18 protein-coding genes, 1 pseudogene and 1 riboswitch are annotated in these 19,196 nt (G+C 58.4%); all 19 genes and pseudogenes read left to right on the plus strand.

Annotation, left to right across the window (positions count from 1 at the left end; all coding sequences use genetic code 11):
* Window positions 1-37 precede the first annotated feature (37 nt).
* Window positions 38-148: pseudogene (locus HMPREF0908_RS11445) on the plus strand (secretion protein HlyD); the annotation flags it as partial.
* Between the two features lie 40 nt (window positions 149-188).
* Window positions 189-1,145 carry a YybS family protein gene (locus HMPREF0908_RS07215; protein ID WP_006690822.1) on the plus strand — a complete coding sequence of 319 codons (957 nt, stop codon included), beginning with the start codon at window positions 189-191 and terminating at the stop codon, window positions 1,143-1,145.
* Window positions 1,146-1,236: 91 nt separating this feature from the next.
* Window positions 1,237-3,240, plus strand: a complete 2,004-nt coding sequence (locus HMPREF0908_RS07220) for a DHH family phosphoesterase (RefSeq protein ID WP_006690823.1) — start codon at window positions 1,237-1,239, stop codon at window positions 3,238-3,240.
* Window positions 3,218-3,661 carry a 50S ribosomal protein L9 gene (rplI, locus tag HMPREF0908_RS07225; RefSeq protein WP_040572581.1) on the plus strand — a complete coding sequence of 148 codons (444 nt, stop codon included), beginning with the start codon at window positions 3,218-3,220 and terminating at the stop codon, window positions 3,659-3,661. The genes HMPREF0908_RS07220 and rplI overlap by 23 nt, the downstream gene beginning before the upstream one ends.
* A gap of 109 nt (window positions 3,662-3,770) precedes the next feature.
* Entirely contained in the window at window positions 3,771-5,912 is a 2,142-nt protein-coding gene (locus tag HMPREF0908_RS07230; RefSeq protein ID WP_006690825.1) for a S16 family serine protease, read from the plus strand.
* A 27-nt stretch (window positions 5,913-5,939) separates the two neighbouring features.
* Complete coding sequence (dnaB, locus tag HMPREF0908_RS07235; RefSeq protein WP_040572582.1) at window positions 5,940-7,259, plus strand: replicative DNA helicase; 1,320 nt, start codon at window positions 5,940-5,942, stop codon at window positions 7,257-7,259.
* 147 nt (window positions 7,260-7,406) lie between these two features.
* Window positions 7,407-8,369 carry a 6-phosphofructokinase gene (gene pfkA / locus HMPREF0908_RS07240; protein WP_040572583.1) on the plus strand — a complete coding sequence of 321 codons (963 nt, stop codon included), beginning with the start codon at window positions 7,407-7,409 and terminating at the stop codon, window positions 8,367-8,369.
* Window positions 8,370-8,432: 63 nt separating this feature from the next.
* A complete protein-coding gene (locus tag HMPREF0908_RS07245; protein WP_006690828.1) occupies window positions 8,433-9,197 on the plus strand; it encodes a ParA family protein in 765 nt (254 codons plus the stop codon).
* Complete coding sequence (locus HMPREF0908_RS07250) at window positions 9,184-10,182, plus strand: ParB/RepB/Spo0J family partition protein (protein WP_006690829.1); 999 nt, start codon at window positions 9,184-9,186, stop codon at window positions 10,180-10,182. The genes HMPREF0908_RS07245 and HMPREF0908_RS07250 overlap by 14 nt, the downstream gene beginning before the upstream one ends.
* Window positions 10,183-10,265: 83 nt before the next feature.
* Window positions 10,266-10,787 (plus strand): DUF4446 family protein, encoded by a 522-nt coding sequence (locus HMPREF0908_RS07255; protein ID WP_040572584.1) that lies wholly within the window; start codon window positions 10,266-10,268, stop codon window positions 10,785-10,787.
* A 98-nt stretch (window positions 10,788-10,885) separates the two neighbouring features.
* Window positions 10,886-11,809 (plus strand): M23 family metallopeptidase, encoded by a 924-nt coding sequence (locus HMPREF0908_RS07260; protein WP_040572585.1) that lies wholly within the window; start codon window positions 10,886-10,888, stop codon window positions 11,807-11,809.
* A gap of 14 nt (window positions 11,810-11,823) precedes the next feature.
* A complete protein-coding gene (locus HMPREF0908_RS07265) occupies window positions 11,824-12,819 on the plus strand; it encodes a hypothetical protein (RefSeq protein ID WP_006690832.1) in 996 nt (331 codons plus the stop codon).
* 238 nt (window positions 12,820-13,057) lie between these two features.
* Window positions 13,058-13,213, plus strand: a riboswitch (molybdenum cofactor riboswitch).
* 313 nt (window positions 13,214-13,526) lie between these two features.
* A complete protein-coding gene (locus HMPREF0908_RS07270) occupies window positions 13,527-14,615 on the plus strand; it encodes a hydrogenase small subunit (RefSeq protein WP_040572586.1) in 1,089 nt (362 codons plus the stop codon).
* Window positions 14,612-16,525, plus strand: a complete 1,914-nt coding sequence (locus HMPREF0908_RS07275) for a nickel-dependent hydrogenase large subunit (protein WP_006690835.1) — start codon at window positions 14,612-14,614, stop codon at window positions 16,523-16,525. The genes HMPREF0908_RS07270 and HMPREF0908_RS07275 overlap by 4 nt, the downstream gene beginning before the upstream one ends.
* Window positions 16,526-16,538: 13 nt before the next feature.
* Window positions 16,539-17,222 carry a Ni/Fe-hydrogenase, b-type cytochrome subunit gene (cybH, locus tag HMPREF0908_RS07280; protein WP_006690836.1) on the plus strand — a complete coding sequence of 228 codons (684 nt, stop codon included), beginning with the start codon at window positions 16,539-16,541 and terminating at the stop codon, window positions 17,220-17,222.
* Between the two features lie 248 nt (window positions 17,223-17,470).
* Window positions 17,471-17,713 carry a heavy-metal-associated domain-containing protein gene (locus HMPREF0908_RS07285; RefSeq protein ID WP_006690837.1) on the plus strand — a complete coding sequence of 81 codons (243 nt, stop codon included), beginning with the start codon at window positions 17,471-17,473 and terminating at the stop codon, window positions 17,711-17,713.
* 1 nt (window position 17,714) lies between these two features.
* Window positions 17,715-18,053, plus strand: a complete 339-nt coding sequence (locus HMPREF0908_RS07290; protein WP_006690838.1) for a hydrogenase maturation nickel metallochaperone HypA/HybF — start codon at window positions 17,715-17,717, stop codon at window positions 18,051-18,053.
* Window positions 18,054-18,057: 4 nt separating this feature from the next.
* A complete protein-coding gene (gene hypB / locus HMPREF0908_RS07295; protein WP_006690839.1) occupies window positions 18,058-18,729 on the plus strand; it encodes a hydrogenase nickel incorporation protein HypB in 672 nt (223 codons plus the stop codon).
* Window positions 18,729-19,196: HyaD/HybD family hydrogenase maturation endopeptidase (locus HMPREF0908_RS07300; RefSeq protein WP_006690840.1), on the plus strand; the 468-nt coding region annotated here is incomplete at its 3' end. The genes hypB and HMPREF0908_RS07300, both read left to right, overlap by 1 nt.

The following is a 19,196-nucleotide window of genomic DNA, read 5'->3' on the forward strand; positions in this document are numbered from 1 at the left end:
AAATAGACCCTCAGATTAGCGTAGATTTTTTCGCCCGATTGAGGAGGCAAACCGGACGCATAGCAGAGGCTATGTGGAGGATTCTAGGGCACAGACAGGGCGAAAAAGATGTACTAAGACGGCGGTGCTGAATTTATCAGTGCTCCCTGAATGGCGGTGCGGGGCTCCCTCCGCTGAAAGGATACAGAATGAACGAGCAAGCTGCGCGATCTGCTGCAACGGCGGGGGTTATGACTGCTACCGCCGTGGTCTATGCGCTCGCGGCAATCTATCTGCCCGTGCTGACGATGATGATGGGGATGCTCTGGCCGGTGTTTATCGCATTGGTGACCGTGCGCATCGGACTTCGCTGCGGTGTGCTTGCGGCGGCGGCGTCACTTCTTCTCACCATGCTCTTTGCCACGCCTGTGGCGGGAGCCTCCTTTGTGCTCTCGTTTGCGCCGACGGGACTGGCGCTCGGCGTTCTGTTTCGCCGTGAGGGCGGCACACTGCGTGCTCTCGTGGGCGGGACGATTGCCTCGCTGATCGGGAAGGCGATGGCCGGAGGGCTCATTCTGCTCCTTTTCGGGATCAATCCCTTTGCGCTGGATCCTGCGGTGATGCAGCAGGCGATGGATGAGACCCTCGGCGTGTATCGCTCCCTCGGTATGACGGAGGCGCAGATTGACGAGACGCGTACAGCGGCGGGGCAGGTGCTGGAGCTCTTTCTCCTGATGCTGCCGGCCCTTTTTGTGGGGAGCGCATTGATTGAGGCAGGCGTCTGCTTTGCCGTCATGCGCAAGGTGCTCCGTCGTATGGGACTGCCTGCTGCTGCTTTTCCTCCTTTTGCACAATGGCGGTTGCCGATCTTTTTCCCCTATCTCTTTGCCTTCTCTCTCATCGGCATCTATTGGGGATCGACGCGTGAGCTCCTGCTGCTCTATCAAGCGGCGCTCAACGCCTACCTGATCGCATTCCTCGCAGGATTGGTGCAGGGAATTTCACTCCTGCATTTTCTCCTCCTGCGGTTCCATGTTTCGCCCTTTGTGCGTATCCTCATCTATGTCTTCGTTGTGGTCAACGGGATCATGACGCAGATCATCTCATGGACGGGGCTCTTTGATATGGTCTATGACTATCGCAGGCGCATGATGAATCGCAGATGACTCTTTGTTTATTGACGGAATACAGATAATGTATATACAACCAGCATATAACATCCAAATAGAAACCTAGAAATCGAAAGAAGGTGATGCTATGCCGCGGAATTTATCCGCGTGGATCGATCTCACGATCCATTTGATTGTCATGCTTGCTCTTGCCCTTGTGACATTCTGCTACAATTCGTTTGTCGGAGCGGCGGCAATCTTGCTCTGGGCAGTGCTCGCAGCGTTCGCGTGGGAACGCTGCCGTGACAGAGAACGGCGATTTGAACGCTATTGTATGGGCGTTATACGCAATGTCAATGATGTCATGAACTATGCGGTGGATCGCCTTCCGCAGGCGATTCTCCTTGTGAATCAGGAGGGGCATCTGGAGTGGGCCAATCATCAGCTGGGGGACGCTCTTGGCTCACAGCCGGAACAGGGAACCTCCGTTGCGGATTTTTGGCCGCATTTCAATCTTGAGTCCATCTGGGGAACGGAGGGGGAGCACCGCTTCTCCCACGAGGGACATTCCTACCGTGTTTATCACCGCATGATCTCGACATCGTATCAGACCGAGCCGCTGATCGCACTCTATGTGGAGGATGAGACAGAGTATGCGGCGCTTGAGAAACGTTTCTACGGCAGCCGTACGGCACTTCTCTATATTCAGGTCGATAACTATGATGAGATCATGCAGGGCCAGACGGAGACCGAGAAGTCAATGCTCCTCCTTGCTGTGCGTGAGAAGATCGACGCATGGGTGAGCGGTCTCGGCGGCTTCCTGCGCAGCATCTCGGACGGCGAGTATGTGGCCCTCCTTGACCGCAAATCGCTGGATCATGCGATCGCGGAGAAGTTCGATATTCTCGATCAGGTGCGTAAGGTGATTAACTCCAAGGGGATGCCGGTGACTCTCTCCATCGGGCTTTCGCTCTCGTCCGACCAGACCCTTCATGAGGTTGGCGAGGAGGCGGAGGCAAAGCTTGACCTTGCCCTCGGGCGCGGCGGAGATCAGGTCGCTCTCGATATCGGCGGCAAGACGCAGTTTTTCGGCGGCAAGGCAAAGGCTGTGGAGAAGCATACGCGCGTCAAGGCACGCGTTGTGGCACACGCACTGCGTGATATCATGGACAACTCGGATGAGGTGTACATCATGGGACACCACAACGAAGACTATGATGCATTCGGTGCGGCGATGGGCGTAGCGTGCATGGCACGTGCCCTCGGCAAGAAGGTACACATTGTCCTCAGTGATATGAATGAGGGCATTGACCGTATCGTGGACATGGTGAAGAAAGATGAATCGTACGAGGGGCTGTTTCTCCATCCCGGTGACGTTGCCGAAACACCGGCGCTCTCATCCCTCCTGGTTGTGGTGGATGCACACATCCCGCACATTCTTGCCGATCCCGCGCTGCTTGAGCGTATCCCAAAGATTGTCGTTATTGACCATCACCGCCGCAGCGAGTATTTTGTCAAGAATCCGCTGCTCGTTTACATTGAGACGGCATCCAGTTCCGCGAGTGAGCTCGTGACGGAGCTGCTCATGTACTTCGGAGACAATGTCCGCCCAACGCGGCTCGATGCAACAGCACTTTACTCCGGCATTGTGGTGGATACAAAGAACTTCAACATCAGCGCGGGCGTGCGCACCTTCGATGCGGCGGCGTATCTCCGCCGTGCGGGCGCTGATCCCGTACTCGTCCGCACGCTGTTCCAGAGTGACTACGAGACGACGGTGTCGCTCGCACGCGCGAAAGCGAATGCGGTCTACTATCCGGGGGGACTGATCGTGGGCTGTATCCCCGATCTTCTGCCGAACGGGCAGATCATCGCGGCACAGGCGGCGGACGGGATGCTTCGTGTGGACGGTGTTCGCATGAGTATCTATGTATTCCCGCTTGCGAGAGATGTGGTGGGCATCAGTGCCCGCTCCTCCGGTGAGATGAATGTGCAGGTCATCATGGAGGCGTTCGGCGGCGGCGGTCATGCGAATGTCGCCGGCGCACAGGTCAAGGGTGTGCCGCTTGATGAGGTGCGCGCACAAGTTGTTGAACAGGCAAAAGCATATATAGAGGAGAGTGACCAACGTGAAAGTGATACTGCAGGCTGATGTAAAGAATATCGGAAAAAAAGGCGAGATCGTCGAGGTGGCGGACGGCTATGGCCGTAATTTCCTTCTGCCGCGTAAGCTGGCACTGGCTGCGAGCAGCTCGAATGTGAATGTGGCAAAAGCGCAGGCAGGAGCGAAGGCACGTAAAGATGCGATGGCGGTCGATGAGGCAAAGCTCATGGCGGCGCAGCTCGAGAAAGTCGAGGTGGAAATCCCTGTGCACATCGGCGAGAACGGCCGCCTCTTCGGTGCAGTGACCGGCAAAGATGTCGCAGAGGCACTGAAGAAGATGCACATCGACGTGGATCGGCGTAAGATCTCGATCAATGGAGAGGTGACGGGTGAAGGACTGTACGAAGCAGTTGTGAAGGTGCATCCAAACATCGCCACGACGATCAAGATTCATGTGCGCAAAGAATAATCGCTGCATGCTCTGCGCAAACATTGATGAACGATACACTCATATTGATTGAATACAATACAGCGGGCTGATGAGCATGTCTCATCAGCCCTTCTCAAAAGGGAGAACTATGTCTTTTTTTAAGGATTTATTCGGTGGGCAGGATGCAGGGAAAGAACGTCCGACCCTCTCGAAGGAGGCACAGATCGATGCAGAGATTGCAGCGATCTTTCGGATGCTCGCCGACACGATGGGGACGGAACGACTGGTGATTCAGGCGGGCAAGATGAACGCGATGGCGCTCATGCGCTCGGAGAATCGCCGCGAACGTGTCCTTGCCCTTATGCGCATCCTCGAAGAAGACCCGCTGCTCTCTCCGCCGCCTTCGGAGGCGGAGCTGCCCGAGGTTCTGACTCGTATGACAGAACAGGTTGCGGGGATTCTTGCACGGCGTGATCTTGAGGATCGCATTGAGCGCAAGGTAAACGAGAAACTCGAAAAGGATCATGAGGAGTATGTGGACGACATCCGCCGGCAGGTGATCTCGGAGGAGAGTCCCGGCGCGGAGTCGCCGCATGACAAGAAGAAACGTGAGGCACTGGAGGCCCTGGAAAAAGTGCATCTCACCCAGTCGGTGATGGAGCTTCTGCGCCCGAAGAAGTTTGATGAGATCGTCGGACAGGAGCGTGCGGTGCGTTCGCTTATGGCAAAACTCTCCTCGCCCTATCCGCAGCATCTCCTTCTCTATGGACCGCCCGGTGTCGGCAAAACGACGGCGGCACGGCTTGTTCTTGAGGCAGCAAAAAAGCGCGCCGTTTCTCCGTTTGGCGCAGATGCCCCTTTTGTCGAGACAGATGGGACGACGCTTCGGTGGGATCCGCGCGACATGACGAATCCGCTTCTTGGCTCGGTGCATGACCCCATCTATCAGGGGGCGCAGAAAAGTCTTGCAGACAGCGGTGTTCCTGAGCCTAAACCGGGACTTGTGACGGATGCACACGGCGGCATCCTCTTCATCGACGAAATCGGCGAGATGGATGAGATGCTGCAGAACAAACTGCTCAAAGTGCTCGAGGATAAACGCGCTTACTTCGAGTCAGCGTACTACGACCCCGATGACAAGCGTGTTCCGCCCTATATTCGCAAACTCTTTGAGGAGGGGGCACCGGCAGACTTCGTGCTCATTGGAGCAACGACGCGTGAGCCGGATCATATCAATCCTGCCCTGCGCTCACGCTGCGCGGAGATCTATTTTGAGCCTTTGACGCCGGTACACATCCGTACCATTGTGGAGAATGCGGCGAAGCGGTTAAACGTGGAGCTCGCCCCGGGCGCAGCGGAATTGATCAGCACATATACGATCGAGGGGCGAAAGGCGATTAACATTCTTGCCGATGCCTACAGCCTTGCACTAAATCGACTGGACGATACAGAGATTGAGCATATTGTTTCACGTGAAACAATTACACCTTCCGATACAGGCGCGGCGGACATGCTCAAAAAGAGCTCGGCGGATGTTTCACGTGAAACATCCGCCGAGGAGGAAGAAGCCCTCCTCGGCATGGATGACCTGCCTTTGAATAAGCTGACCGAAACGACAAAGGCGAAAGACAGTGTTTCACGTGAAACAAAATCTCCGCGTCTGCTTGTCACCAAAGAGGATATTTATGAGGTCGTTCAGGTGAGCCGCCTCTATCCGTTTGGGAAGAAGAAGGCGTCCGATACTCCTGCGGTTGGCAGAGTGTTTGGACTGGGTGTCGCCGGATTCCTCGGCTCGATCATCGAGATAGAGGCGGTTGCTTTTCCTGCCGCAGAAAAAGGAAAGGGAACGGTGCGCTTCAATGAGACCGCGGGAAGCATGGCAAAGGACTCCGTGTTCAATGCAGCATCGGTCATGCGCCGCCTCACGGGGCGCGACCTGCACGACTATGATCTTCACGTCAACGTGATCGGCGGCGGGAATATCGATGGCCCCAGTGCGGGTACGGCCATTCTCACAGCGATTGTCAGTGCCGTGACAGGCGCCGCGGTACAGCAGAATGTGGCGGTGACAGGAGAGATTTCTCTTCAGGGGGAGATCCGTCCTGTCGGCGGTGTCTTTGAGAAAGCCTATGGAGCACGTCAGGCAGGAATTTCAACACTTATTATTCCGTGGGAGAACAAGAAGGATATCCCGGAGGATCATCTGGGACTGACAATACATCGGCTCAAGACCGCCGAAGAGGCATTTGCTGTGCTCTTTGCAGATGAGAAGTGGAAACAGAACAGCTGAGTGAGCAAAATATGGAAGGAGAACGACATGCCGGAAGGACGTGTGCCGCCGCAGAGTATCGAGGCGGAACTGTCGGTGCTTGGTGCGATGATGCTGAAGCCGCAGGCCGTATCACAGGCGGTGGAGCTGCTTCATGCCGATGATTTTTATCGGCAGGCACATCGGGCAGTATTTGAAGCAATGGAGGAATTGCTCCGCAACGGGGAACCTGTTGATATTGTTACCGTTACGGAGTCCTTGAAGAAATCGGGACTGCTCGACCAGGTGGGAGGGATTTCCTTCCTTGCGAACCTGACGAATACCGTGCCAAGCACGGCAAATCTTGCACACTATGCGAAGATCGTCAAAGAGAAGGCAGTCCTGCGTGCTCTGATTGACGCGAGTACGGAGATTGCCGGCGCAGCATATGAGGCGAGTGAAGATATCGCTGAACAGCTCGATGATGCCGAGCGCAAGATTCTTGCCATTGCAGGAGGACAGACAACGACGGCGTTCATCCCCGCAAAGGAGGTTGTCTTTGACGCAGTAGACCGCGTGAGCGAACTCGCAAAGGCGAAGGGCGGCATCACTGGGCTATCGACGGGACTTACGACACTCGACAACGTAACACGCGGGCTTCAGCCCTCCGATCTCATCATTGTTGCAGCACGTCCTGCGATGGGGAAAACCGCATTCGTCCTCAACGTCGCTGCCCATGTTGCACTGCAGGGGGGGACAGTTGCTTTCTTCTCCCTGGAGATGCCGCGTGAGCAGCTGATGCACCGCATTTTCTGCGCCGAGGGACAGATCGATGCGACACGGCTTGCCCGCGGAGAACTTGACGATGAGGAGTGGAGCCGTCTGGTTAAGGTCGCTGACCGCATGATGAAGACGAATCTCTACTTTGATGACACGAGCAGTACAACGGTGCTTGACATCCGTACACGTGCACGCCGTCTCAAGGCAGAACACGGCCTTGACCTCGTCGCCATCGACTATCTCCAGCTCATTCAGGCGCCGGGGCGTGCGGAGAACCGCACACTCGCCGTGGCGGAGATGACGCGCTCTCTCAAGGTGCTTGCCCGCGAACTGGATGTCCCGATTGTTGTCCTTTCGCAGCTTTCACGTGCGACCGAGGGCCGCTCGGATAAACGGCCGATGCTCTCCGATCTGCGCGAGTCAGGTTCCATCGAGCAGGATGCGGATATCGTCATGTTCCTGTATCGTGAAGATTACTACAATCAGGACACAGAGAATGCCAATATCACAGAACTGAGCATTGCCAAGCACCGAAATGGAGCAACGGATACCGTGCGCATGTTCTTCCAGAAGGAATACACGCGTTTCCGCGACCTCGCACATGAGTAAATTGTTTCACGTGAAACATTTTCCTCATTCCCCTCAAAAAGAGGGGGATTTTTTTTGTCGTTTGTGCTATGATAAAAGCAGATGAAGGAACCACTGAGCCTATACGATTGGGCATACATGGAAATGATGGGCAGGGGAGGATGCGTTGTGTTAAAAAGCATTGCAGTTATGACAAGCGGGGGAGACAGTCCCGGAATGAATGCAGCGGCACGTGCCGTTGCACGCACAGCACTCTATGAAGGCGTCCATGTGTGGGGCATCAACGACGGCTATCAGGGGCTCCTGGATGAGGATATGTGGGAGCTCGAGTCCAAGGACGTCGGCGATATCATCCAGCGGGGCGGTACGTTCCTCGGAACGGCACGCTGCAAGGAGTGGACGACGCCTGAGGGCCGCCGCCGCGGCCATGAGAATCTGATCGAACGCGGCATCGAGGGACTCTGCGTGATCGGCGGTGACGGATCGCTGCGCGGCGCACAGCTGCTTGCGGAGGAGTTCGGCTTCCCTATCGTTGGTTTGCCGGGCACGATTGACAATGATGTCTGGGGCATGGACTACACGATCGGCTGCGATACAGCGGCGAATACGATTATCGACGCGATCAACAAGCTGCGCGACACAGCATCGGCACACCGCCGCGTGATCGTGCTCGAGGTCATGGGACGCGGTTCGGGCTGGCTCGCTCTTGTCTCGGGCATTTCGGGCGGTGCGGAGTACATCCTTGTCCCCGAGGAGAAGTTCGACCTCGCAGAGATCGTCAGTGACCTCACCAATGCCTATGAGCACGGCAAGCGCTACATCCTCATTGTTGTCGCCGAGGGCGCGGCAAAGGGGCAGGATGTCTGCGACTACATCGCACAGCATACGGACATCGAGACGCGTGTTTCCGTCCTTGGACATATCCAGCGCGGCGGATCGCCGACGGTTATCGACCGCGTACGCGCCAGCCAGCTCGGCGAGCAGGCTGCACTCGCCCTCATCTCAGGGCTTTCGGGTATCGTGTTCGGCTACCACAAGGGACACGTTGTATCCGTCAACCTCTATGATGCGGTCAATAATAAGAAGACTCTTGATCCGGAGTACCTGCATCTCGCAAAGGTGCTATTCTGAGTAATCTTTGAAACAGGTTTGTACATCCCCATGCCATAAAGAACGCAAAGAAAGGATGATCCCGTGGCAAAGATCATAGCGATTGCCAGTCAGAAGGGCGGTGTCGGAAAGACGACGACGGCGGTCAATCTCGCTGCGGCTGTTGCACGTGCCAAGCGGCGGGTTCTGCTCATCGATATCGACCCGCAGGGAAATGCGACCAGTGCCTTCGGTATCGACAAGACTGCGCTTGCTGCGACAACGTATCGTGTCCTGATCGATGGAAAGCATATACGGGAAGTCATTATCGAATCGGATTACCTTGTGGATGTGCTTCCTGCGAATGTCGAGCTCGCGGGCGCAGAGGTGGAGCTGGCCTCCTTGGAGCATCGTGAGATGCGCCTGCGCAATGCGATTGCCGAGGTGCTGACGGACTATGACTACGTCTTTATCGACTGTCCGCCCTCGCTCGGCTTTTTGACGCTGAATGCACTGACGGCAGCACATGCTGTGCTCATCCCCATCCAGTGTGAGTTTTTCGCTCTTGAAGGAGTGGCGCAGCTGATGCAGACGATCCGTCTTGTTCAGGAGAGTGCAAATCCGAACCTCCGTGTGCAGGGGGTTGTTATGACCATGTACGATGGACGGACGCGCATCGCAGGACAGGTCGTGGAGGAGGTGCGCGGTGCCTTCGGCGATGCCCTCTACAAGACGCTGATCCCGCGCAACGTTCGCCTGTCGGAGGCACCCTCGTTCGGGCAGCCAATCACCTCGTATGATATCACATCACGCGGGGCAGAGATGTATATTGCACTCGCCAGGGAGGTGATGAAGCGTGAAGAAGGCTAAAACAGGCGGGCTTGGACGCGGGCTCGGCGCATTTGGACTGGGGAAAAATGCAATGCCCCTCCCCCCCGCGGCGGTATCGGAGAAATACAATGCGCCGCCTGCTGCAACATCCGCCGGCACGCCTGCCGCGCTTCCCATCGATGCCATTCAGCCGAATCGCTTTCAGCCGCGCTGTGAGTTTGATGAAGCGGCACTCGAAGAGCTGCGCGAGTCTATCGTTCGGCATGGGATCCTCCAGCCCCTTACCGTACGTGAGATCGGTGACGGCAAATATGAGCTGATTGCGGGAGAACGGCGCCTGCGTGCAGCAAAACTGGCGGGACTTACCTCTGTTCCTGCACTTTTTCGTGCGGCAAACGATGCAGAGATGGCAGAAATGGCCCTCATCGAGAACCTCCAGCGTGAGGATCTCAATCCAATCGAAGAGGCGCACGCCTTTCAGCGCCTTCTGACCGAGTTCGGCCTCTCGCAGGAGCAGCTGGCGCATTGTGTCGCACGCAGCCGCTCGGCGATCGCGAACAGTGTCCGCCTCCTGCGCCTGGCGAAGGAGGTACAGGCGTTCATCGCAAACGGTGTCCTTACGATGGGACAGGCACGCCCGCTTCTCGCTCTTGAGACCGCTGCACTCCAACGCGAGGCGGCAGAATACATCCAAGAGCATGAGCTCTCTGCCCGCGGTGCGGAAGCTCTGGTAAAACGCCTCATCAAAGATCCGCATGCGCTCAAGAAGGCGGAGCGGCCGAAAACGGAGAAGAACCCCGATCTCTTTATGCGTGAGGCGGAGGATCGCCTGACACACAGTCTTGGGACAAAAGTCCGCATTCACGCAAGCAGTAAGGAGGGGAAGGGGCGCCTTGAAATCAGCTATTTCTCGGCGGAAGATCTGGAGCGTCTGCTTGCTCTCCTGACAGCGTTGGATGGTGCGGAGAAGGAGGATAAGCGTGCGGCACTGCGTGCCGTCTCCACACAGAAATTCACTGTATAGGGTGCGCGGTGTGCCGTCTGCCGCTGCCTGCGGCACATCTGCCTCTGTCTCATGGGGACGGAGGGAAGAAGGGAAGAGAGAATTTGTTTCTAAATAGTCTTGTGAAATTTATCGAGGCTCATGATGCAGCGCTTCTGCTCATGTCCATGCTGCTGATCCTCGTACTGCTCATCTTGGTGATCTGCACCATGGTGCGGCTCTCGTCGATGAACAGCCGCTACCGCGCAATGATGCGCGGATCGACAAAGGACGACCTTGAGGGGATGCTGATCCAGCATGTGCGGAAGGTCGAGGAGGTTGAGGCTGTGAACGTGCGTATCCTCGAGGAGAACGAACTGATCCGTCAATTCATTCGTCAGACACTCGTGCGTGTTGCCTCCGTACGGTTCCGTGCCTTCGAGGACATGGGCGGCGATCTCAGCTATGCGGTTGCTCTGCTCGATGCAAACAACGACGGCGTCATTTTTTCCAGTATCTTTGCCCGTGAGGACTCACGCAGCTACATTAAGCCAATTAAGAACGGATCGTCGGAGTATCCGCTGAGCGACGAGGAAAAGAGCGTATTGCAGGAAGCCATGGCGAAGCCGCTGCCGATTCGCTACTGAGGAAATATATTCTTGCAGAACCTGCTGTGTCACAGCAGGTTTTCATGTTCTTTGGCTAGGATAAGGATGTGACTGTGATAGGGGAAGAGGTACATACATTGAACGAAGAACAAGATGCGCGCTATAAACTCCAGCTGGTTGATCGTGTGACCGATACGACACGCACAGTGCGGCTCTCACGGAGAGGACTGCGCCTGCTTGCGGTGGGGGCAGGAGCCGTTGTCGGGATCGTTGCCGCCGCTTCCATTTTCTCCATCTACACCCTTACGCATTCCTATCTGCATGAGGCAGAAGCGGCACAGCTGCGCGAGGCGAACCGCATCCAGCAGGAGCAGATCCGCCAGATCGCGAAAAAGGCCTCCGCGCTTGGGCAGGAGGTTGATGCCATTCAGCGTACGGAGGACGGGCTGCGCGCACTCGTCGGCGCACCGCCGGCGGAGACGGACAGCGCGGTACAGGAAGGAGATGCCGCACCGGCACCGACGGGCGGCGCACCGCACGCACTCACGACGGATGAGGTCAGCGAGGCACTTACGATGCTTGAGGAACGCACCGCAGTGCGCCGCACCTCCATCGGACAGCTCGCCGCCATGATGCAGAAGGATGTGCCGGGGGCATCCTCCTTTCTGGGGGGCGATACACCCGTCACCACCCCGACAGGCTGGCCGACAAACGGATTCATCAGCTCAGGGTATGGACTGCGCTGGAATGGCGCAGAGTTCCATCAGGGCATCGACATCGCCGCCGAGATGGGAACACCCATCGTCGCGACGGCGGACGGCGTCGTGACCATCGCGGGCTGGAACGCGGGCGGCTATGGCAACATGGTCGACATCGATCACGGGAGCGGCGTTTCGACACGCTACGGACATGCCTCGGCGGTCGTGGTGACCCCGGGACAGCGCGTGCGGCGCGGACAGATCATCGCCTATGTCGGCTCGACGGGGCACTCCACAGGACCGCATCTGCACTACGAGGTGCGCCTCAGCGGACAGCCCGTCAACCCGACCTCGTATTTGTAAGCAAAGGAGACACTATGCAATCCATCACCTGCCTGCTCGCCGCAGGAATCCTCCTCCTCCCCGTCAGCGGGACGGCCGCCGAGAAGGAGACGGAGATCCATGCCGTCATGGCGGCAGAGGAGTCTCATGGAGACGCTGCCGCGTCGGAACAGCGCACCACATCTGCCGCAAAGGATGCGCAGGAGACAGTGGATACGGAAAAGACGACAGACAGGGCGCAGACCACGGCGGAGCCCGCGGCAAAGGACCGTGCGGCATCGGAACAGCGCACGCAGGAAGATGCCTTCGATGCGGAGATGGATGAGCTCGGCACAGAGAACCCTCCAGCAGAGCAGACACCGCAGACCAATGCCGCCTCGGCGAGAGATGCGGAGGCAAAGACGAAGACGAAGACGGCAGAAGAAACGGCTGATGGGGAAGGGACGGCCGAAGCCGTTCTTGTCAAAGAACCTGCGAAGGAAAAGGAGCCAGCCGCCGCAGCGACGGACGGCGCAGGGCATTCCGCCGTGTCCGCAGAGCCTGCAAAGAAGGCAGATGCCGCGGATAAGAAAGCTGAGAAAAAGCATGCTGCTGCCGCTGCTGATGCAGCAAAGCGCGAGGCATACGGCAAAGAGACGGCGATCGAGCCCGTCACGCTGAAGGACGGCGACTGGGTCTTCATCGAGGGCGACGAGCGGCGCGGCTGGTTCTTTGACCGCAGCCGCATGAAGCGCAACGCCGACGGCTCCGTCTCCTACTGGCAGCTCATCCTCTACAACAACCTCGGTCGGGCACAGTTCGCCGAGGCAATGAAGAGCGCGGACTACGAGCACCTCGGCTACACCATGCAGCGGCGCGTGCTCAGCCCGAAAAAGGACGCCATCAGCACCTATGAGATCCTCGCCTACGACGGGGATAACGCACTCATCACGGAGAGCAGCCGCGAGGGGCACCGCGCCGTGATCCGCGCGAACACCATGACGGAGAAAGAGCGCGATGCCGTACGGCAGGAACTGCGCCGAAAGAAATAACAGCGAGGGACGCATCTCCCCATGTGCATCATCACCGATATTGGGGGAGTGCGCCCTTTTTTCATCACATCAACCGCAGATACAGCATCCATACACCACGAATGGATCACTCTATAACTATAATAAACAAGTATAACTCAAACATGTGATGAGAATAGTTTTCGTATATTGACAGGTTGTTTTCACTCTGTTAAACTGTTATTAATTACATAGGTATAGAGGTACATTGTATCTCTCGGTTTCCGAGCAAAAGCATCTAAGGGCGATGCCTATGATGCTGCGCCTGCGCCGCAGGGAGGGATCCCTGCCGTGCACAGGGTTTCGGCAGAAATGCCGGAGCCTCCCTTCCGAACGCGGTTTCCTGCAGAAAACCACGCTCCCTTGAAAAGGAAACGACAACATTGCCGCGCAAAGGCGAGGAGGGGATATTTTGGTGCAAAATATCCCTTGGATTCGTCTGCTACGAGGGACTGTTTGTCGTGCCCTCGGGTGCGTCGGACGGCTCCTCCTTTATTATTTTGTACGGAAGGGCCTTGGCTTTCGCGGGATTGGCTTTATATATCTGATGTGTGGGAAGTATTGACGCAAGTTTCTGTTGTCAATCGCCCTGTCGTTCTGCTCGCAAAGGTGTCTGTGTGCCGATCGCGGCGGGATGGATGCGGGTGTTTGGCATGACGGCAGTCTTCCATAGGGACAGGAGGCATAATGTGAACAAAAGGGAGAGCTTGTGGGAGGCATATCTCGCAAAAGGCTTCAGCCGACGGAATTTTCTCAAGGGCTGCGTGACCCTCACGTCGCTCATGGGGCTGAGCACGGACAACCTTTCAAAGGTCGTCGAGGCCGCCGAGGCCAAGCCGCTGCCGGTTGTGATCTGGCTGCACGGGCATGAGTGTACGGGCTGCGATGAGTCGTTCATCCGCTCGGGCGCACCGCTCGCATCGGATCTCGTGCTGAACGAGATTGCGCTCGAATACAGCCATCTCCTCTGCGCCGGCGAGGGTGAGGCCTTCGAGGCACATCTCGAGGAGACGATCAAGAAGTATCATGGTGAGTACATCCTTGCCGTCGAGGGCGCGGTTCCCATCGGGGAGCACGCCTACACCTGCATGTCGGGCGGTCACTCCTTCGAGCATACGCTGAAGCACGTCGCGGAGGGAGCAAAGGCGGTCATCGCCTACGGCACGTGCGCGACGGCGGGCGGCATCCAGGCGGCTGCACCGAATCCGACGGAGTCCAGGGGGATCCGCTCCCTCATCGGCGCGAAGCCCTATATTGCTGTGCCCGGCTGTCCGCCGATTCCCGAGGTTATGACAGGCGTCGTCATGCACGTTGCGCTCTTCGGCACACTGCCGCCGCTTGACGGCGAGGGACGTCCGCGTCAGTTCTACGGCAACCGCATTCACGACACCTGCTACCGCCGTCCGTTCTTCGACGCAGGCATGTTTGCCGAGCGCTTTGACGACGCGGGTGCAAAGGGGGGCTGGTGCCTCTACAAGCTCGGCTGCCGCGGCCCCGAGACGTACAACTCCTGCGGCAATCTGCGCTGGTATCAGGGGCTCTCGTACCCCATCCAGTCGGGCGCACCCTGTATTGGCTGCAGCAACGCGAACTTCTGGGATCAGGCGCCGTTCTCGAAGCGTCTGCCGGAGTACAACGGCATCGATGTCGACATGGTCGGCGCAGGCCTTGCCGTCGCAACGGCAGTCGGTGTTGCGGCGCACGCGGGCGCGAGCCTTGTACAGAAGAGATGCCATGAGAAGCAGCTCGAAAAAGAGGGAAAGCAGGTGCATGAATGAAACACGTCGTTGTCGACCCAATCACCCGTATTGAGGGACATCTGCGCGTTGAGCTGCAGGTGGACGAGGCATCGGGCAAGGTCACCGATGCCATCTCCTCCGGGACGGCATGGCGCGGCCTTGAGCTCGTCATGAACGACCGCGATCCGCGCGATGCATGGGCATACATTCAGCGCATCTGCGGCGTCTGCACATCCTCTCATGCGCTCGGCTGTCTGCGTGCCGTCGAGGACGCATTCGGCATCACGATCCCAAAGAACGCGCACTACATCCGCAACATCATTGCGGCGTGCCTCGGGCATCAGGATCACATCATCCATTTCTACCACCTCCACGCCCTCGACTGGGTCAGCCCGCTCGAGGCACTGAAGGCGGATCCGGCGGCGACGGCGGCGCTCCAGAACACGGTGCTCCAGACCTATCGCCTCCCCTTCCGCGGGCCTGCGGCATTCGACACGGATGCCTACCCGCACGACTTCCCGATCGCATCGCCCACCTATTACGCCGCGATCAAGGCAAAGGTGCAGAAGATCGTCGACAGCGGTCAGCTCGGCATATTCTCCGCGCAGTGGTGGGATCATCCGGACTATCAGCTCCTCCCGCCCGAGGTGCATCTCATGGCGATCTCGCACTATCTCGAGATGCTCGACAAGCAGAAGGATCTCGTCGTTCCGCACGTCGTCTTCGGCGGAAAGAACCCGCATCCGCACTATGTGCTTGGCGGCATGCCCTGCTCCATCTCGATGGAGGACGGCAACGCGCCGATCAATGCAGCGCGCCTCGCGATCGTTGACCGCTCGATCAATCAGGCACGCCACATGATGAACGACTACTATCTCCCCGACGTGCTCGCCATCGGACATCTCTACGTCCAGAAGGGCTACACCTCGGGCGGCGGCCTCGCGAAAAAGCGCGTGCTCGCCTTCGGCATGTTCTCCGAGGAGCCGTTCTCGGGTGCAACGAACGGCGACTTCTTCAAGAACCTCCTCGTGCGCTGCAACGGCGTCGTCGAGGACTTCGCTTCGGGCGTCATGAATGCGAAGGTCTATGACTTTACGGAGAAGGATCTGACGGATGCCGACGGCGTCGCAGAGAGCGTCGAGCACGGCTGGTACGAGTACAAGGGCGGCGACGACAAGGCACTCCATCCGTGGGAGGGCGAGACGACCCCGCACTACACGGAGCCGAAGGAAGGCACGAAGACCGAGTGGAAGGCGCTCAACGAGCAGGGCAAGTACTCCTGGCTCAAGACGCCGAAATGGCGCGGCAAACTCTGCGAGGTCGGTCCTCTGGCACGCTACATCGTCCTCTACACGAAGGCAAAGCAGGGCCTCCTCGGCGACCTGACGTGGGCAGAGCAGATGATCGTCGATCAGATCGATGCCGTGACGAAGGTGCTGAACGTCCCCGTCGAGGCATGGCTGCCCTCCACGGTCGGACGCACGGCGGCGCGTGCGCTCGATGCACAGCTGCAGGCGGAGATCAGCAAGTATTTCTTCGACAAGCTCGTCGCAAACATCAAGAGCGGAGATACGCGCGTGGTGAACAACGACAAGTGGGATCCCTCGACCTGGCCGAAGGAGGCAAAAGGCGTCGGTCTCTACGAGGCACCGCGCGGCGCACTCAGCCACTGGGCGGTCATCAAGGACGGCAAGATCGCGAACTATCAGGCGGTCGTTCCGACGACGTGGAACGCCTGCCCGCGCGACGATGCCGAGGGACACGGCGCATACGAGCTCGCGATGATGGATACGCCCGTCAAGGTCGCAGACAAGCCGCTCGAGATCGTCAAGGCGGTCCGCTCGTTTGACCCGTGCATGGCGTGCTCGACCCACCTCTTCAACGCGAAGGGGGAGAAGATCCGCGTTGTGACGACCGATCCATACGCGGGCGTCAGCGTCGATAAATAAGGGGGCGAACCGCATGAAACAAGAAGTACGCAAGGAGTACTATCTCTTTAGTCCCTTTCTGCGCATCTTCCACTGGCTGATGGTCATTGCGATCATCGTGCTCTTCATCACGGGCTTCCTCATCACGAAGCCGCCTGCGATGCTGTATGCGGAGCCGGATGCGTCGCCGCTCCTGATGAATGTGACGCGCAACGTCCACTTCATCGCGGCGTTTGCCTTCTGCGCGGGCTTCATCGGCCGCGTCTACGGCTTTATCATCAACCGCGGCGACCGCCTTTTCCCGCATTTCTGGGAGAAGCAGTACTACACGGACACGATGGAAGTGGCGCAGCACTATATGCTGATCAAGGCGACGCACAAGCCGTTTCTGCGCAATCCGCTCGCACGCGGATCGTACGCAGGGCTCTACGTGCTCGTGGCAATCGAGGTGCTGACGGGCTTTGCCATGTACTACATGACGGAGCCGTCTGCGATCGGCGGGACGCTCTTCGGCTGGGTGAACCGCGTGCTCGGCGGCGAGATGATCTCGCACTATGTGCATCACTATGCGGCATGGGCGATCATTCTCTTTGCCATCGGCCATTTCTACATGGTCATCCGCGCTGAGTTCATGGAGGGCGAGGCAGAGGTCTCGAGCATGTTCGCAGGCTCGAAGCTCCTGCGCCATACCCCGGCGGATGTCAACGACGTGGAGTAAAGCAGTGTGCGTGCAGGCACCTCGTTGTGCAAGTAACAGGCGCCCCTTCCACCGCTTCGCGGTCCCCCTCCCCCGCTGTGACAGGGGAGGCACTCGATGAACGGTGGATTCGCCTCCCCCGTCGCTACGGGGGAGGTGGCGCGCTTGCGCGTCGGTGGGGGCGCTTTGATCAATCAGGCACCCTTGCACCGATGAGTGTTTCTGTTACGCAAGCAATATGCTTTTGTTAGGAGATAAAGGAGTTTTCTATGTGTAAAGAATGCGGCTGCGGGCTCGCAGAGAGCACGACGCATCTGCAGTTTTTTGTGAAGGGCTATACCGAGGAGAATGCCGCCGCTGTGGAGAAGGCGCTCCTGGGGCTGCCCGGCGTCCTCTACGTGCACATCCACACGCATGATGGGGAGACGACCGTGGACTATGACCCGGCAAAGACGAAGATGACGGAGCTCATCAGTACCTTTGCCGCACATGGGCTTTCGGCGGAGCTCTAAGATGCACGAAATGGCGATTGCCGAGGGCATTTTGGATATTGCCCTGGACTATGCACAGAAAAATGGCGCAGCGCGCATCGAGCGCATCGGCCTCCTGCTCGGCGAACTGTCGGGCGTGGAGACCGATGCGCTTTCGCTGTGTTTTTCCTCCCTTACGGCGGACACGATCGCGGCAGATGCCGTGCTCACCTGGGAGCGCGTCCCCCTCACGGGGCGCTGTCACGACTGCGGCAGGGAGCAGCACATCCGACCGCAGGACTGCCTCTGCCCCCATTGCGGCGGCGGAATGGAGATCATCGGCGGCCGCGAGATGCGCGTGGATTTTATAGAGATGGAATAGAGCGATGAAAGTAGTTGTAAAAGCAGACATTCTAGGGCGCAACGATACGGCGGCGGCGGAGAACGCGGCGCTCTTTGCGCGGCATGGGATCTATGCGCTGAACCTGCTCGGCTCGCCGGGCGCGGGCAAGACGTCGCTGCTCGAGCAGACGCTGCAGGAGCTCGCGGGTGATCTGCGCGTGGCGGTCGTGGAGGGGGATCTCTTTACGACGAAGGATGCGGCACGCATCGAGCGCTGCGGCGCGCCTGTCGTGCAGATCAATACGAGCGGCGGCTGTCATCTCGATGCGGCGATGGTCGCAGCGGCACTCAAGCGCCTCGATCTCGACGCGCTCGATCTCCTCGTGATCGAGAACGTCGGCAATCTCGTCTGCCCTGCTGAGTTCGCGCTCGGCGAGGATGAGAAGGCGGTCGTTCTGAGCATCACGGAGGGGGATGACAAGCCGCTGAAGTACCCGCTGGTATTCAAGGAGTCGGCGGCGGCTGTCCTCAGCAAGGTGGATATTCTCCCGTATACGAATTTCGATATGGCGTCGGCGCGTGCGGACATCACAGCCCTGCATCCCGGGATCGCGATCTTTCCTGTCTCCTGTCAGACGGGCGAGGGTCTCGCGGACTGGTATGCGTGGCTGCGTGCGCAGGTGGCGGCAAAGAAGGCGGGGAAGGAGGTGCACTGATGGAGGAGTCGATTGTACCCGTTGCGCCTGTGACCGTACTCGGCATCGGCAATATCATTCTGCGCGACGAGGGGTTCGGCGTGCGCGCGATGGAGTATCTGGAGCAGCACTGGGCGTTCTCCGAGGACGAGGTGCGCCTGCTCGACGGCGGGACGCTCGGACCCGAGCTGCTGCACTTCGTCACGGGGACACAGCATCTGCTGATCCTCGACGCGGTCTCGGGCGACGGTGCTCCGGGGACGGCGTACCGCTTTGAGGATGATGCGATCATGGCGCATTTTCAGGAAAAGGTCTCATCGCACGAGATCGGCATACAGGATGTGCTCGCGTGGCTGACGGTGACGGATCGGGCGATCCCGAACGTGGTCGTGCTCGGGATGCAGCCCTACGATCTGTCGGCGGGGCTGACGCTGAGCAGTGCGATGGAGGCGGCCCTGCCCGCGTTCGCGCAGCGTGCGGCCGAGGAG

Source organism: Centipeda flueggei ATCC 43531, assembly GCF_000160695.1.
Lineage (GTDB): Bacteria > Bacillota > Negativicutes > Selenomonadales > Selenomonadaceae > Centipeda > Centipeda flueggei.

Excerpts from the sequence above, each read along its gene's own strand:
- hypB (WP_006690839.1), top strand. The coding sequence starts at position 18,058 with ATGAAAGTAGTTGTAAAAGCAGACATTCTAGGGCGCAACGATACGGCG.
- HMPREF0908_RS07285 (WP_006690837.1), top strand. The coding sequence starts at position 17,471 with ATGTGTAAAGAATGCGGCTGCGGGCTCGCAGAGAGCACGACGCATCTG.
- HMPREF0908_RS07230 (WP_006690825.1), top strand. The coding sequence starts at position 3,771 with ATGTCTTTTTTTAAGGATTTATTCGGTGGGCAGGATGCAGGGAAAGAA.
- HMPREF0908_RS07275 (WP_006690835.1), top strand. The coding sequence starts at position 14,612 with ATGAAACACGTCGTTGTCGACCCAATCACCCGTATTGAGGGACATCTG.
- HMPREF0908_RS07290 (WP_006690838.1), top strand. The coding sequence starts at position 17,715 with ATGCACGAAATGGCGATTGCCGAGGGCATTTTGGATATTGCCCTGGAC.
- cybH (WP_006690836.1), top strand. The coding sequence starts at position 16,539 with ATGAAACAAGAAGTACGCAAGGAGTACTATCTCTTTAGTCCCTTTCTG.
- HMPREF0908_RS07220 (WP_006690823.1), top strand. The coding sequence starts at position 1,237 with ATGCCGCGGAATTTATCCGCGTGGATCGATCTCACGATCCATTTGATT.
- HMPREF0908_RS07265 (WP_006690832.1), top strand. The coding sequence starts at position 11,824 with ATGCAATCCATCACCTGCCTGCTCGCCGCAGGAATCCTCCTCCTCCCC.
- dnaB (WP_040572582.1), top strand. The coding sequence starts at position 5,940 with ATGCCGGAAGGACGTGTGCCGCCGCAGAGTATCGAGGCGGAACTGTCG.
- HMPREF0908_RS07215 (WP_006690822.1), top strand. The coding sequence starts at position 189 with ATGAACGAGCAAGCTGCGCGATCTGCTGCAACGGCGGGGGTTATGACT.